The organism is Paenibacillus sp. Dod16 (assembly GCF_049893405.1).
GTDB lineage: Bacteria > Bacillota > Bacilli > Paenibacillales > Paenibacillaceae > Paenibacillus_AQ.
The window spans coordinates 443177-458440 of sequence record NZ_JBNDYG010000005.1; the positions used below are offsets into that span (position 1 = coordinate 443177).

Annotated in this window: 10 protein-coding genes, 1 pseudogene and 1 other annotated feature; of the genes and pseudogenes, 4 read left to right on the forward strand and 7 right to left on the reverse strand. The window is 48.9% G+C overall.

The annotated features are described in order from the left end of the window. The first annotated feature begins 138 nt into the window (after nucleotides 1–138). Nucleotides 139–1212 carry a calcium/proton exchanger gene (gene cax / locus ACPV3A_RS06875; RefSeq protein ID WP_426198509.1) on the forward strand — a complete coding sequence of 358 codons (1074 nt, stop codon included), beginning with the start codon at nucleotides 139–141 and terminating at the stop codon, nucleotides 1210–1212. Nucleotides 1213–1340: 128 nt separating this feature from the next. On the opposite strand, the gene ACPV3A_RS06880 is transcribed toward cax, so the two are convergent. The 5 genes from ACPV3A_RS06880 to ACPV3A_RS06900 all read right to left on the reverse strand — a co-directional run bounded on the left by ACPV3A_RS06880 (nucleotide 1341) and on the right by ACPV3A_RS06900 (nucleotide 6289). After that, a complete protein-coding gene (locus ACPV3A_RS06880; RefSeq protein WP_009589686.1) occupies nucleotides 1341–1628 on the reverse strand; it encodes a YlaN family protein in 288 nt (95 codons plus the stop codon). Between the two features lie 150 nt (nucleotides 1629–1778). Then, a complete protein-coding gene (locus tag ACPV3A_RS06885) occupies nucleotides 1779–2024 on the reverse strand; it encodes an HPr family phosphocarrier protein (RefSeq protein ID WP_071223684.1) in 246 nt (81 codons plus the stop codon). A 95-nt stretch (nucleotides 2025–2119) separates the two neighbouring features. Beyond that, nucleotides 2120–3235 (reverse strand): aminopeptidase, encoded by a 1116-nt coding sequence (locus ACPV3A_RS06890; RefSeq protein WP_426198511.1) that lies wholly within the window; start codon nucleotides 3233–3235, stop codon nucleotides 2120–2122. A gap of 131 nt (nucleotides 3236–3366) precedes the next feature. Then, entirely contained in the window at nucleotides 3367–4194 is an 828-nt protein-coding gene (locus tag ACPV3A_RS06895; protein WP_426198512.1) for a hypothetical protein, read from the reverse strand. A gap of 103 nt (nucleotides 4195–4297) precedes the next feature. After that, on the reverse strand, nucleotides 4298–6289 hold the full coding sequence (locus ACPV3A_RS06900) for a sensor domain-containing diguanylate cyclase (RefSeq protein WP_426198514.1): 1992 nt from the start codon (nucleotides 6287–6289) through the stop codon (nucleotides 4298–4300). A gap of 533 nt (nucleotides 6290–6822) precedes the next feature. Here ACPV3A_RS06900 and rpsD point away from each other — a divergent pair. Continuing rightward, nucleotides 6823–7425 (forward strand): 30S ribosomal protein S4, encoded by a 603-nt coding sequence (gene rpsD, locus ACPV3A_RS06905; RefSeq protein WP_071223680.1) that lies wholly within the window; start codon nucleotides 6823–6825, stop codon nucleotides 7423–7425. Between the two features lie 85 nt (nucleotides 7426–7510). On the opposite strand, the pseudogene tyrS reads toward rpsD, so the two are convergent. Beyond that, nucleotides 7511–8765 (reverse strand): annotated as a pseudogene (tyrS, locus tag ACPV3A_RS06910) (tyrosine--tRNA ligase). A 52-nt stretch (nucleotides 8766–8817) separates the two neighbouring features. Next, nucleotides 8818–9075 (reverse strand) — a binding site (T-box leader). A 144-nt stretch (nucleotides 9076–9219) separates the two neighbouring features. Here tyrS and ACPV3A_RS06915 point away from each other — a divergent pair. Continuing rightward, nucleotides 9220–12327 carry a transglycosylase domain-containing protein gene (locus ACPV3A_RS06915; RefSeq protein WP_426198515.1) on the forward strand — a complete coding sequence of 1036 codons (3108 nt, stop codon included), beginning with the start codon at nucleotides 9220–9222 and terminating at the stop codon, nucleotides 12325–12327. Nucleotides 12328–12517: 190 nt separating this feature from the next. On the opposite strand, the gene acsA is transcribed toward ACPV3A_RS06915, so the two are convergent. Further along, nucleotides 12518–14242: an acetate--CoA ligase gene (gene acsA / locus ACPV3A_RS06920; RefSeq protein ID WP_071223677.1), complete on the reverse strand. Its 1725-nt coding sequence runs from the start codon at nucleotides 14240–14242 to the stop codon at nucleotides 12518–12520. 285 nt (nucleotides 14243–14527) lie between these two features. On the opposite strand from acsA, the gene ACPV3A_RS06925 reads away from it, so the two are divergent. Further along, on the forward strand, nucleotides 14528–15160 hold the full coding sequence (locus ACPV3A_RS06925) for a GNAT family N-acetyltransferase (protein WP_071223676.1): 633 nt from the start codon (nucleotides 14528–14530) through the stop codon (nucleotides 15158–15160). Nucleotides 15161–15264: the final 104 nt, after the last annotated feature.

The window sequence follows — 15264 nt, forward strand, 5'->3', positions numbered from 1 at the left end:
CCAAAAAGCAAATGCTCCCTTCAGAAAACAGGGATAATTTTTCGAAAAATTTGGGTATATTGTAGAAAGCGATGCGAGAATCGTCGTTTCCAATCGCAAGAACTCATCAGTACATAAACCATAAGGTAGGTGTCGGTTATGAAAAAATGGCTAAATCCCGCGCTTCTCATCTTCACTTTTTTACTGAGCGCGCTGGGACACTTTGCGAACTGGAACTTCACGCTCCAATTCATTTTGTCTTCGATCTCGGTTATTTTTGTCGCCGGTTTTCTAGGCAAAGCAACCGAAAGCGTTGCGCATTACGCGGGTCAACGACTCGGGGGATTCCTCAACGCCACCTTCGGTAACGCGGCAGAGCTGATCATCGCCATCCTGCTGATCAAGGAAGGCTTGTACGATATGGTGAAGGCAAGCATCACCGGCTCCATTATCGGCAACTTGCTGCTCGTTCTTGGGCTCAGCCTGTTTGCCGGGGGCCTCAAGTTTAAAATCCAAAAATACAATGTGACGCTGGCAGGCCTGAACGGATCCCTGATGACGCTGGCCATTATCGCGCTGTTCATCCCTGCGGTCTTTCTGAATACCCACTCCATTACGGAGAGTGAGACCAAGACGCTCAGCCTCATTGTAGCGGGAATTCTTATCGTGTCCTACATCGCATGGCTTGGATTCTCAATGATTACCCACAAAAATTATTTGGCGGATGTCAGCGACGATCACGACCAGGATGCGCTGCCGCACGAGCACGGCCCCACCTGGACCAAGAAACGCTCGATTCTGTATCTTGTCGTCGCCACCGTCATGGTCGCGTTTGTCAGCGAATGGCTTGTCGGGGTCCTTGAGCCTATCAGTCACGAGTATGGCCTCAGCGAGCTGTTTATCGGGGCCTTCCTGGTAGCGATTATCGGTAACGCCGCCGAACATAGTGCAGCTATCATGCTGGCGATGAAGAACAAAATCGGCGCCGCCGTTGAAATTGCCGTCGGCAGCAGCCTGCAGATCGCCTTGTTCGTTGCTCCCGTGCTAGTGTTTATCAGCTTCTTTCTCGGAGATACGATGGATCTCGTGTTCACCACGCTCGAGCTGGTCGCCATCGGCGTCGCCGTATTCATTGCCAGATCCATCACGCAGGACGGTGCTTCCAACTGGTATGAAGGCCTTCTGCTGCTCGCCGTATACGTCATACTGGGCGTCTCGTTCTTCCTCGTCTAGCGTAGGAAACGGTCCGCCCGCATAGCTGCATACATCGTGCGCGATGCCATCCTATCCACAAGAAAAAAAACGCATGCCGCCTGAGTGCGACATGCGTTTCTCTATGTATGCGCCTGTACGAGTACAGGCTATTTGGATTGATTCATGGCTTCGTACAGGACCGCCAGATTGCGTTCAAGCTTGCTGATCAGCTGCTTTCCCGTACTTTCCGGAAGAAGCCCGGCCCGCACCGCGAAATCAACCTCTTTTGAAAAACCGTACATTTGGGTATCCAGCACTTCCTCATAGAGAGGGCAATAACGGGTCGCCAGATTCTCCATCTGTACTTCAATAAGCTTTAGGATTTTATCTGCATCTTCATGTAGAAGACTGATCGCTTTGAGATTCAGCTGTTCCTGTAAATCAGATGAAGTCATGATCTTCCCCCCTATGTCAAAAATCACAGCACAGTTACTATCTTTAATATTAGTCGAAATCGTTTCTCAATACAAGGACCTGAACAAAATAGACCCTTTCTCTACGAAAAAACACCCTTCCATTCTATGGAAGGGTGTTTTTGGCGACTGTTATTCAGCCACGACGGATACATTCAAACCATGCTTGGTGAATACGTCGATCATTGCCTTTTTAGCTGCATCAGCATCAGGTCCGTGTACATGCAGTTCATAGCTTTGGCTGTTGACAAGCGTTGTGAACAGACCCAAGATGCTCTTAACATCAATGTACTTGTTCTCCGCCTGTAAAACGATGGAGGATGAGAACTGGCTGGCGGTTTGCGAAATTTCTACGATAGATTGATTGTTATTGGACATACGAATCCCTCCGTAACTTTAGGATCTGAATAAAGCTCATCACTGCACCTTCATGATACATTGAATCCGTTTTCTTATGCAACATTTTTTCCAATCTATTTAAGATTTTCCGGATTTAACGCTGCCAGTTCTGGAATAACAAATATACCATCCTTGCGAATCAGACGGTCATCAAAGTAGATTTCCCCGCCGCCGTACTCCGGACGCTGGATCAACACGAGGTCCCAGTGAATCGAGGAACGATTGCCGTTGTCTGTTACATCATATGCTTGACCTGGCGTAAAATGCAGGCTACCTGCGATTTTCTCGTCAAACAGAATATCTTTCATCGGTGTCAAAATGTACGGGTTGAAGCCGATGGCAAACTCGCCGATATATCTTGCACCTTCGTCCGCATCAAGGATCTCGTTCAGCCGCTTCGTGTCGCTGCCTGTTGCTTCGACGATTCTTCCGTTTTCAAAGCGAAATTTAATATTTTCGAAGGTGACGCCATTGTACAGAGTCGGTGTATTGTAAGCGATCGTTCCGTTAACCGAATCACGAACAGGCGCTGTGTATACCTCGCCATCCGGAATGTTTTTCTGGCCGGAGCATTTCTCCGCGCCGATGTTCTTGATCGAGAAGCTGAGGTCCGTTCCCGGTCCCACGATGCGAACCTTGTCGGTATTCCTCATCAGCTCGGCCAAAGGATCCTGCGCGCGGTCCATTTTGGAGTAGTCCAGATTGCACACATCGAAGTAGAAATCCTCAAACGCCTCCGTGCTGGTGTTGGCAAGCTGCGCCATGCTGGCGTTCGGATAGCGGAGAACCACCCATTTCGTACGCTTGACGCGCTCTTCGCTATGTACGGGATGCGAGTACAGTGCATTGTACAGCTTCATGTTTTCCTCAGGCACGTCAGCCATATCGTTGACGTTCTCGCCTGCGCGGATACCGATGTAACAATCCATTTTCTTCATGCGCTCAAGATCCAGCTCAGCCCACAGCTCAAGCTGCTCCTTGTTTGCTTTCTTCAGCATGGCCCGTTGAACCGTGCGATCTGTCAATTGCACGAACGGGCGGCCACCTTGATTCGAAACCTCCTCAATGATGGCATTCAGCAGATCGCGCTCCGATCCGATCATTTCAATGAGCACATTTTCGCCTGGCTGCATATCTACCGAATAGTTCACGAGATTTTGAGCCAGTTTTTGAATTCTGGGATCACGCATATGTCATATCCTCCTTATGATGACTGTTCCCCAACATATGAATTGAACAGCGGTAAATTTATAAATTATTGTAGCATGCAACCAACACGAAGTCAGCGTTCATCGTTAAAAAAATTTTCATGGCTGATCCTTCAATAACCGGTAAATGTAACATCGGACAGCAGCGTTTCCGTGCGGGTTCTGCCCTGCTCGTCAACGAAAAACAACGTTCGTTCCATAGTCAGTTTGGTAGGAAGCTGTTTTTTGTTGTTAATCGTTACATGAGAGACCGAAACGGCATCCGCATTGCTGAGCATGTTCTTCATTTCATTATAGTCTCGCTCCCAGACGGCCTTAAGTCGTTTACGAACCTTAGGATCTGCACTGTATAGCGGATCACCTTTGCGTTCGATCCGCGCAGCCAGCGCCTTCATCTGCTCATCCAGCGATCCATAGACCATATTGGCTGCCGCCTCGGGTGACAGCTCGATGCGCAGCACCTTGGTTCCTCTTGCCGCCCCCAGTTCCTGGGTCACCGTCTTCTCCGACTTTCCGATATACTCCAGCAGTTCCAGCGGATTCAAGCGGGTGATCCACATTTCTTCGGCATGTTCCGATGACATCGTGCTCCACTTGCCTTCTTTGCGCTTCAGTGCCACTGTAAGTCCATCTGATTTATATACCGAATCCGCTGATACCTTATCCTTCTGTATTGTTGTCCCTTTGTCCCTTGATGATAGTGTCAAATCCGTATGATGCTGCAGATTGCCTTCAAATGCCAAACTTTGCTGAAACGGTCCGTTTTCTCCGGTCCGAATCGCTGCTTCTCCCCGAAAAGAGAAATTATCAACGCCCGACAGCCCCGACAGGGCACGGTTAAACGACTCTTCGGCAGACAACTGCTCCTGCCAGGCACATCCGGTTAGGCAAAAGACAAACAAAACCATTCCGATGACGCTCCGTGATCTTCTCATTCTCATAATCATCAGCCTCTCGTTGATCTTGCTCTTAGGCTATCCGCGGCCCCTTACATTATGCAGATTACAGAAAAAACCCTGCAGCCACTAAATAGCTGCAGGGTTTTTAATCCAGTCCGATTTCAGCTTCCGCCCTCTCCACGACAATCCGGTTGCGGCCGCCATTCTTCGCTTCGTAAAGGGCCATATCCGCTCGATAGAAGAGAGACTCTACGCTGATCTTGTCATTGGTCCAGTTCCATTCGGAAATTCCGCAGGACACCGTTACGCGGGGATCGGTCTCTTCCGATACCCTTATGCGAATCCGTTCGGCGACCTGCATCGCCTGTTGAATGCCGAGTCCCGGCAAATACACGGCAAGCTCTTCACCGCCCCAGCGGGCTGGAATATCGCTGTGCCGTATCGTTGTCTTCACGATGCTGCTGACCTGCTTCAGAATTTTGTCCCCCCGCTGGTGACCGAACGTATCATTGACCTGCTTGAATTCATCGATATCCACAACGATGAGAGAACCGCAAAAATCACGGTTCTGACATTCATGGATCATTTCGTCAAGATAATGTCTCGCATACAGTTCAGTCAGCATATCCCGGTTAGCCATTCTCCTCACTTCCGCATGCAGAAAAGCATTGCCGATAGCCAGACCAATATGGCTGGTCAGAGCTTGAAGCAGCCGATAGCTGTCATAGGAAAAATAATGCGGCTTCGCATGGGTGAGAAGAACAACGCCCCGTACCTCACCGTTAACGGTTAGCGGAGTAGCAATCATCGAGCTGGAATGAGTGCTCTCCATTAGCCTGGATTCCGCCGGACGTTCTTCGTGATAGTCTGACAGGATGAGGGGCTCCTTCGAATGATAGACTAGGCCGCCCAAACCATAATCCTTCTCAAAGACCTCCTTGGCAAGCCACTCGGCGTTGCAGGATACCACTTCAAGACCGCCAAGCTCCTCGTTATAAATCAAAATGCAGCAGTAATCGGCTTCAAGAATCTTTAGCAGCTCATGGTTGGCAAATTGAAATATCTCCGCCAAATGCAGGCTTTTGTTCAACCGCTGTGTCAGTTCATTAATCATACGGAGCTCATGAATCATCAGATTGGACTGCTCGTACAGTTTGGCATTCTCAAACGCGGTGCCGGCAGCGTCGGCCATCATCCCGAGCAGCTCCAGATCCATATCGGGCAGCTCGGACTTGTCCACTTCCACATGGAGTACGCCATAAACGCCCTGCTTGCCTCCCATGGGAATCCCGATTTCCACGATCGAACCGGATTCCTCATGTTCATCAATCGTGAGGGTACCCTCCATAAATGTCCGCACATAAACCTCTTTCTGCCAATGATGAAGCAGCAGAGGACGTACAAGCGGATGTCCACTCTCATGGTCCTGAGACATAAACAATTCGACTTTGGCCTTGGGATACAGCGCCAGGACACTGTCGATAGCCTCCACCAGCACGCTGTCCACATCAATCTGGATATGCATCCGTTTGACATACTGAAACATGATGGAACGCCTGTGCACCTCACGCTCAGCTTGGGTGTGGACTTTCTCCAGATCATCAGCAAACACGTACTCCAGCTTCCGATAGAAGCAGGAACGAAACAATAAGGCGTATGTTTCTGTCAGCATAAGTGATTGTTCCGGCTCCATTGCCTGTGAGGAAACACTGACCATCACCGCAAATACATCACCATGAATGCGAGTGAAGAGCGGGACAGCGCACAGCACGCTTCCCTCAAACGAACCCTTTCCCATTCCTTGGGCCGCTTCCTTGGTGTTCAAAGCAAGCGATAATGTCTCATCTTCACTTACATTAAGGTATTCCGTTATATCGGAAGCCCCTGTCAGCCAAGCTCCCTCATGAGAAAGAAGGGCCCAGCTGAATTTCTTCATCGCCTGTGTGCCTGCGCTTTCTCTTAGCCACTCCAGATAGCTGTCTGATATGAGAGGCTGAATATAAGGGAAATCATGAGGTGTAATATCCAAGCTCTGAAGCCAAAAGCAAGGCTCGTTTCCAGGAATTGGCCCGGCATCCTGAAACATAACTGCAGAGCCGGGAGAGCTTTCATACACTTTCCGTTGATCTTCTGACATATTGGGCGCTCCTTTGCACCATTATAAAAGGCCTATCCAAGACTGGCGTTCCGATTCATAATGTAAGGATCCATTTGGCTGCCGCACGAATGGCGGTAACCCAGCTGTTCAACATGTTGGGAGGGTGCTGCATAAACACCAGATAGATGTTACAATATGTAACTAGATAAATGAGACTACTTAATCCAATATCATCTTACTCTTTTCTACCCATTTTTGCATTAAAATTTATGCGTTCTTCACAATATTTTTAGGTCCATGGACCTATCGACAAAATTAGACAAAATCCAAGTTATAGTAAGTTGCAGGTTGAACTTGACTTTATATCATTACTTCATATAATATTTATTGTTGAGTAAGAATGCAATGCATTCCATGAATTTGGGCGGGTTGTGTCACCCTCACGTTATTTGTTACTGACAGGACAGCGGCTGAACTTTCCTGGCAGATCTTCCGGCGATTTCGGTAGAGCAAACAAATACGGCGCAAATAGAGCCCTAATGAAACTTTAATTAAAAAGGAGTCTATATAACATGGCACGTTACACCGGTCCTAAATTTAAATTAAGCCGTCGTCTGGGAATCTCCCTGAGCGGTACAGGTAAAGAATTGGCTAAACGCCCTTTCCCTCCAGGTCAGCATGGTCCTAACCAACGGAGAAAAGTCAGCAACTATGGTATGCAGCTTCAAGAAAAGCAAAAGCTGCGTCATATGTACGGCTTGGGCGAGAAGCAATTTAAAACCCTGTTTAACAAAGCAACTGGCATGAAAGGTATCGCTGGTGAGAACTTTATGTTCCTGCTTGAGAGCCGTCTAGACAACCTGGTTTACCGTCTTGGCTTCAGCAACTCCCGTGCGGGTGCTCGCCAATTGGTAGCTCACGGTCACGTGACTGTGAACGGCAAGAAAGTCGATATCGCTTCTTACGCTGTAAGCACTGGCGATGTAATCGGTCTTCGTGAAAGAAGCCGCGGCCTTTCCTCCATCAAGGAAGCTTTGGCTAACCGTGTACATCTTCCAGCTTACCTCGAATTTGATGAAGCAGCAATGGAAGGGAAATACATCCGTCTTCCAGAACGTTCCGAACTTTCCCAAGATATCGATGAGAAACAAATCGTCGAATTCTACAACCGTTAAGATTAACTCGGAATCTAAAAACCCTGAAGGCCTTGGCCTTCAGGGTTTTTGCTGTCTCATTGAATCCTCTTCAGGTTCAATAAGCTTAAGAAAGCCTCAGTCTGGCAAATTTACGCCTGCCCACTTGAACCACATCCCCATCCTGAGGCACGATCTCACCGTAAATGTCGCTGCATTTCTCCCCATTCCATTTTACGGCCCCCTGCTGAATGCTCCGTCTAGCCTCGCCATTGGAAGCGGCAAAACCGAGCAGTGTCAGTAGATTGATAAGCATAATCTTTCCTTCCTTCAATTCTCCTTCGGGTACCATGTAAACCTCAATGTCTTCAGGAAGTGCCTTCTGCTGGAATACCGTCACAAAATGCTGCTGTGCAGCATCCGCAGCCTCCCGCCCATGATACATGCGAACGAGTCTGTGCCCCAAACTCATCTTGGCATCCCGGGGATGGACAACTCCGTCCCGGAGCCCCTTCTCCAAGCTGGTTACCTCCTCACTTGCCATATCCGTGGCCAGGTTGAAGTATTTGAGCATGAGCTCATCCGGAACGGACATGGACTTACCATACATCTCATTCGGATCTTCATCGATACCGATGTAATTGCCCAAGCTCTTACTCATCTTCTGTACGCCGTCGAGCCCTTCAATAAGCGGCATCGTGATTGCAACCTGAGGCTCTGAGCCATACTCCTTCTGCAGGGTGCGTCCCATCAGCAAGTTAAACTTCTGATCCGTCCCACCAAGCTCGACATCGGTCTTAAGCGCCACAGAATCCATCCCCTGCATCAACGGGTAAAAAAATTCATGGATGCTGATCGGAAGCCCGCTCTGATACCGTTTTGTAAAATCATCGCGCTCGAGCATCCGTGCCACCGTCACTTTTGCCGATAAGCTGACCACATCGGCAAAAGTCATCGGCGCAAGCCACTCGGAGTTGTAATATACCTTCGTTTTTTCAGGATCCAATACCTTGTATATTTGTTTTTTGTACGTTTCCGCATGCCGTCTAACATCTTCTTCCGACAGCTGCTTACGCGTTTTTCGATTTGCCTGTCGGATCTCCGATTCTGCCGGTAAAGTCCCCAATGATGAGCTGTACTTCATGTCCGAGTTCCTGGAACTGACGCAGCTTCTGCAGCACGACGGTATGCCCGACGTGAAGATCGGGCGCTGACGGGTCCATTCCCAGCTTCACGCGCAGCGGCTCGCCGGTTACAACCGATTTCATCACCTTCTGCCTCATCGCTTCTTCCGGGATGATCTCCACTGCTCCACGGGAGATCACCTCCATCTGCCGTTCCACCTCTTGCTGCTGAACGTTCGATATACCATCCCATTTCATGTTTCCGCACGCCTCCCTCTATTTATGAACGCAAAAAAAGCTCCTACTCATCCCAAGGGACGAGTAGGAGCGCTCGCGTTACCACCCTAATTAAAATCCGTTACCACAAGGAACGGATTCTCACTTCATTGCCATAACGGGTTGTCATCCCGGAACCGGACTACTGTAACAGCCGCACAGGTGTACGCCTCTTTTCCCCCGGTCAGCTCCGGACGGTAATTCAAAGGGGCTCGTTATCGGTTTGCACCACCCACCGACTCTCTGGAAACGAAAGGCTCCGCCTTCTACTGGGGTCCTTCAAAGCTTTTCACGATATGAACTTTGCATTATTTGTATCACATGCTTTCCGAAAAAGTCAATCTTCCTCAAAAAAGGACACGCTATATAGGGACACATGATTCAAAACCTTCGATTTATGCTATAATAGGTGCGTTAAAAGGAGGAGTATACATTCATGGTTGAGGAGAAAAAACAAGAGCCTGAAAAACAGAAGAAACCGCGTAAACGGTCCTTTCTGCGGGTGCTCGGATCCGTCATCGGATGGCTCTTTGTGGTGGGTCTGATGGGCGTTTTGTTCGCCGGAGGAGCCGTAGCGGGCTACGTGACCTCTATTGTTGAGAATGAGCCGGTAAGATCCAGAGCTCTCATCGAGAATACGGTGAACGACAATGCCATAACGGGCTTCGCCTACTTCGCGGATGGCTCACCGATCGGGCAGCTTAGAACCGAAGAAGACAGACGACCTGTGGAATTCAAGGATATTCCCCAGCTTGTTAAGGATGCCGTCGTATCCATAGAAGACAACCGTTTTTATACACATAAGGGTGTTGACATAAAAGGTACCGCTCGCGCCGTAAAAGAACGCGTGCTGAACGAACCGGTTCAAACCGGCGGCAGCACGTTGACGCAACAGCTGGCCAGGCTCACTTTTTTAAGTCGCGACAAAACCGATAACCGCAAGGTAAAAGAAATGCTGCTTGCCATGCGGATGGAACGCTTTTTGAGTAAAGACCAAATTTTAACAGCCTACTTGAACAAGGTTCCTTACGGGAATGGTTCCAGCGGATACCAGCTGTTCGGGATCAAGGCTGCCGCAAAAGGAATATTCAACATCAACAAGCTGGATGATCTGAACGTGGCTCAAGCTGCATATTTGGCAGGTCTGCCGCAGCTTCCATCCTCCTACTCGGCCTTCAACGGCAAAGGAGAATTTGACGAGAAAGCATTTAACCGGGCAGTAAACCGGCAACACCGCGTGCTGGCAAGCATGCTGGAAGAAGGCAAAATAACGCAAGCCGAATATGAAGAGGCCAAGGCATTCGATATCAAAAAATCGCTTGCTCCTCGAACGCAGAAGGCCTATGTGACTTATCCTTATCTCATGATGGAAGTAGAACGTCAAGCATCGAATATTCTGATGCAGCTGAGCGAGGAAGCGGAAGAGAACGCAAAAGGCACGCAAGCGAACTCCGATCTGATGGATGCTTCCCGGGCCCAGCTCAGCACCGGCGGTTACCGTGTTTACACCACCATCGACCGGACACTATACAAGACCATGCGATCCATCGCGGAGGATGACAGCAACTACTTGCCTGACAGCCAGGAAAAAGGAATGGAGCAGACCGCCGCGATGATGATCGACAACAAAACCGGCGCCATTCTCGGCATGATTGAGGGCAGGGATTTTAACACAGAACAAATGAACTACGCTACACAAATGAAACGACAACCTGGATCTGCCATGAAACCTATTGCCGCCTATTTACCGGCACTCGATTCGGGAGGGATTCAACCTGCCAGCGTGGTGGACGATTCCCCCATCATCTTAAAGGACTACAGCAAAGTGTTCCATATTCCCAAAAACTCGTACACCGGGTACAGAGGATTGATGACGGCACGACAGGCATTGAACGATTCGACCAATACGGTGGCCCTCAAACTGTTTAACAACACGGTCGGAATCGAGAAGGCTTGGGAGTTTTCCAAGAAGCTGGGTATCACTACCTTGGAGGACGGCGATTATAATGCTTCAACAGGTGTACTCGGCGGGCTTCATTACGGCGTAACCGTAGAAGAACTCACCAATGCATACAGTTCCATCGGCAATCAAGGCAAATTCACGGATGCTTTCATGATTGAGAAAATCGTGGATTCCAAAGGCAATATTGTCTATAAACATGAAGTAAAACCGGAGCAGGTGTTCTCCGAGCAGACAGCGTATCTTATGACGGATATGCTCCGAACCGTCATCACGAACGGAACAGGCAGCAAGGTCAGAGACACGTACAAGAAATTCAATGAGGTTCCGGTCGTTGGTAAAACCGGATCTACCCAGAACTACGGGGATGTCTGGTTCATGGGATACTCGCCTGATGTGACGCTTGGCGTATGGGTCGGATACAAAGAACAAAAAAATACGCTCGTTGGAGACCAGCGCAAGCACGCACAGGCCATTTGGGCAAGAATCATGAACGAAGCAACCGACGTTAAGCCGGATCTGTTCCCAACCAAAACGTTTGAGAAGCCTGAAGGCATAACCTCCAAAACGGTTTCGGCGTACAGCGGCAAACTGCCGACCGCCTTAACGGACAGATTCGTAACGGATCTGTTTAATGTGAAGTTTGTGCCTACCGAAAGCGATGATGGCATCGCAAAAGCGAAATATATCACCTATCGGGGTGTAAATTACATTCCACATGAAGCAACGCCTCTGGATATGTTGAGAGAACAAATCGTAATCAAGCGCGAGAAACCCATCGATGAGCTGATTATAGAGCTGCAGAACGCCCTGAAGGTCATGAAAGGTGAAAAGAGATCACTGGAATCTTATCTGCCGCAGGACGCGAAGAAAGGGATGCCAAGCAGGCTCGACCCTAGAACGGATGATGGCAAAGCCCCTACTCCACCGAAAAACGTTCATTATTCGATGGGCAGCGGCTCGATCAGCTTTAATGCCAGCGGATCTCCTGATGTAGTCGGATACCGGCTCTTTAAGTCCGTTAACGGAAGTCCGTATACACATCAAGGGCAGGTCGTGCTTGGCGATGAGAGTCTTGTCTTCTCGGGACTTGGAGCTGACGGAATGTTTACTTCCTATTACGTTGTCGCCGTTGACGTTGCCGGCAAAGTATCTGAGCCAAGCGCCATTGTGGGCGGCACAGCGCCTGGATTCGAAGTACCGGGCGACAACGATGCGAATCCGGATGACGACATCGATAATCCGGATGACGGCTTGACTGAGGGAGATCCCAATATCGACCTGGAACTTGGGGATGAAGGTGCTGCTACCGTACCGTCTGCACCAGGTCAGCCGACCCTTGTAGCTACCCCTGAGGGCTTTCAGGCCACCTGGAGCGGCAATGCTCCAGAGGAAGAGGTTATGGTCTACAACATCTACATCAGTCCAAATAGTGACGGCAATTACCAGATTCTTGGCTCAAGTAAGAGCACGGAGTTCTATTACTCCTCTGGTAACCCAATCGGCGGTACCTTTAGAATAACTGCCGTAAATCCAATCGGTGAATCTGCTGCTTCACCGGCCGTATATTTTGAGAAAAAATAGATTGAAATAGTAAAAAGCCAGCCCCTCTACAGAGATCATCTGTTGGAAGGGCTGGTTTTATTTTGGCTTAAATAGAAACTTCTAGTCTAGTTCATTCTTTTGGTAAAAGGAAAAGCGCCTGTCTCAAAAAAACTGACAATGAAAATGGTGGTCCACCATCTTCATTGTCAGCCCTGTCTTGATCACGCTTTTAATCTTCAATCGTGGACAGATCGCCTGTCGGAAGATCCAGCTCCCACGCTTTCAGTACGCGGCGCATAATCTTACCGGAGCGTGTCTTCGGAAGTTTATCCTTAAACTCAATTTCACGAGGCGCGGCATGGGCGGAGAGTCCTTCCTTCACAAAACGGTAAATTTCATCCTTGAGCTCCTGAGTAGGTGTATACCCCTCACGTAAAGAGATAAAGGCTTTAATGATCTCGCCACGGGTAACATCAGGCTTACCGATCACGCCTGCTTCAGCAACAGCCGGATGTTCAACCAGCTTGCTCTCGACTTCGAACGGTCCGATTCGCTCACCGGACGAATTAATCACATCGTCGATTCTGCCCTGGAACCAGAAGTATCCTTCTTCATCCATATATGCCGAATCACCTGAAATGTACCAGCCCGGAATTCGGAAGTATTCTTCATACTTCGCCTCGTTATTCCAAATTTTTCTCATCATGGACGGCCAAGGTGTCTTGATTGCCAAGTTCCCCATCGTGTACGGAGCCACTTCTTTCCCCTGATCGTCCAGGATAGCCGCTGTAATGCCCGGCACTGGGCGTCCCATGGATCCTGGCTTGATCGCCATGCCCGGGTAATTACAGATCAACTGTCCGCCAGTCTCTGTCATCCACCATGTGTCATGGATACGCTGCTTGTAAGCCTTGTGTCCCCAACGCACCACCTCGGGATTAAGCGGCTCGCCAACGGATAAAATATGCCGTACATGGCTCAGATCATATTGGTCGATAAGCTCGGAGCCGGCACCCATTAACATGCGGAAGGCGGTGGGAGCACTGTACCATACCGTTACCTTATTGTTCACCAAAGTGCTGTACCAATCCTGCGGACTGAAACGGCCTCCGCGAATGACATTGGTAACTCCATTCAACCATGGTGCAAAAATACCGTAGGACGTACCGGTAACCCAGCCCGGATCCGCCGTGCACCAATATATATCATCTTCCCTTAAATCCAAAACAACCTTGCCCGTATAATAATGCTGAATCATGGCATTCTGCACGTGATACACGCCCTTCGGTTTCCCGGTAGAGCCTGACGTATAGTGCATGATCAATCCATCTTCCCGTTCAAGCCATTCAATCTCCAGCTCACTTGATGCAGCTTCAACTTCCTCGTGGTAGCTTACTAGCCGCGGGTCCTCCTCTTCAATCTCGCCCACGACAAAAATATGCTTCAGTTCAGGCAACTCGTCTCGCTTCACGCGTGACAACAGTGCAGGCGTCGTAATCAGTGCAATCGCTCCACTGTCCTCCAGACGATCCTTTACAGCCGTCTCCATAAACGCCTCGAACAATGGGCCGACCACGGCGCCAACCTTCAGAATGCCCAGCAAACCGGCATAGAGCTCAGGACCGCGCGGCATAAAGATAAATACCCGATCACCTTTGCCAACACCATATTTACGGAGTACATTACCGAACTTGTCGGATTTTTCTTTCAACTGCGCATAAGTAATAGATTCCTCACGATTGGCGTCACTATACAAGAGAGCTACCTTATCTCCTCGCCCCTCTGCCACATGACGATCTATAGCTTCATAGGCCATATTCACTTTGCCCGTCTCATACCAAGTAAAATGTCTCTCGATTTCGTCCCATGAAAACTCGGAGCGTGCCTGCTCGTAACTCTTCATATTGGAATGTGAAACTTCACTTGGCAATATTTCGCTATGCGTTTGATTCATGATAACATCCTCCTCATTCTCAAATCGGTCTCCTCATAGTGGACAGCGCTTACAAAATGATTGAATGAAACATACATTTTACACATTGCGGTGGGTCGTCACGTTGTCGCAGTCATCGAGTCATTAACCCCTGAATTCGCAAGGAAACATATCGTTAAGTACGACACAAATGTGAAGATTTTATGTCGAAAAGATTATATCATAGCTCTCGTTTGCCTGTCATTGCTTTTCATTTTTTTATTTTTTTGCTATAAGTAGGGTATGGAATTGAAAGGAGCGTAACGGATGGAACACTGCAAGGTATACCAGTCTCATGTTTTGTTCCCTGAAGACCGCCGCCTGATCATCGAAGGACCTGTACCTCCCGAGCAACTATCCGAGCTAACCATGCACCCTGATCTCAAGGCATTTCGTCGTCCTGCGGAGCAGCATGAGGCATTGGTGGAAATTGCAGGCCTGCCCGAAGGCAGAATCATCATCACGAGAGACCAAGATATGATCGTTGGATATGTAACGTTTCATCACCCGGATGAGCAGGAACGCTGGTCTGAGGGCAATATGGAAGATTTGATTGAACTTGGTGCCATCGAGGTAGCGAAAGATTACCGTTCTCTGGGACTTGGGCAGCAGATGATAAAGACTGCATTTGAAGAAGAACAGATGGAGCGTTACATCGTGTTTACGACCGAGTACTACTGGCATTGGGATCTTAAAGGAAGCGGCCTTAACGTATGGGATTACCGCAAAATGATGGAGCGGTTAATGAAAATTGTAGATATGGAGTGGTACGCAACCGACGATCCGGAAATCTGCTCCCATCCTGCCAACTGTCTCATGGTCAGAATCGGACGGCACGTACCGCTTTCATCACAAGAACAATTCGATCGTATCCGTTTCAGACAGCGGTTTATGTATTAAGTCGATACCCAATAAATAAAAAAACAAACTCCCCAAGGGCTTGCCCTCGGGGAGTTTGTCTGTAGAGATGCATACTGGATATGTATGCCTACCACTTACACAAA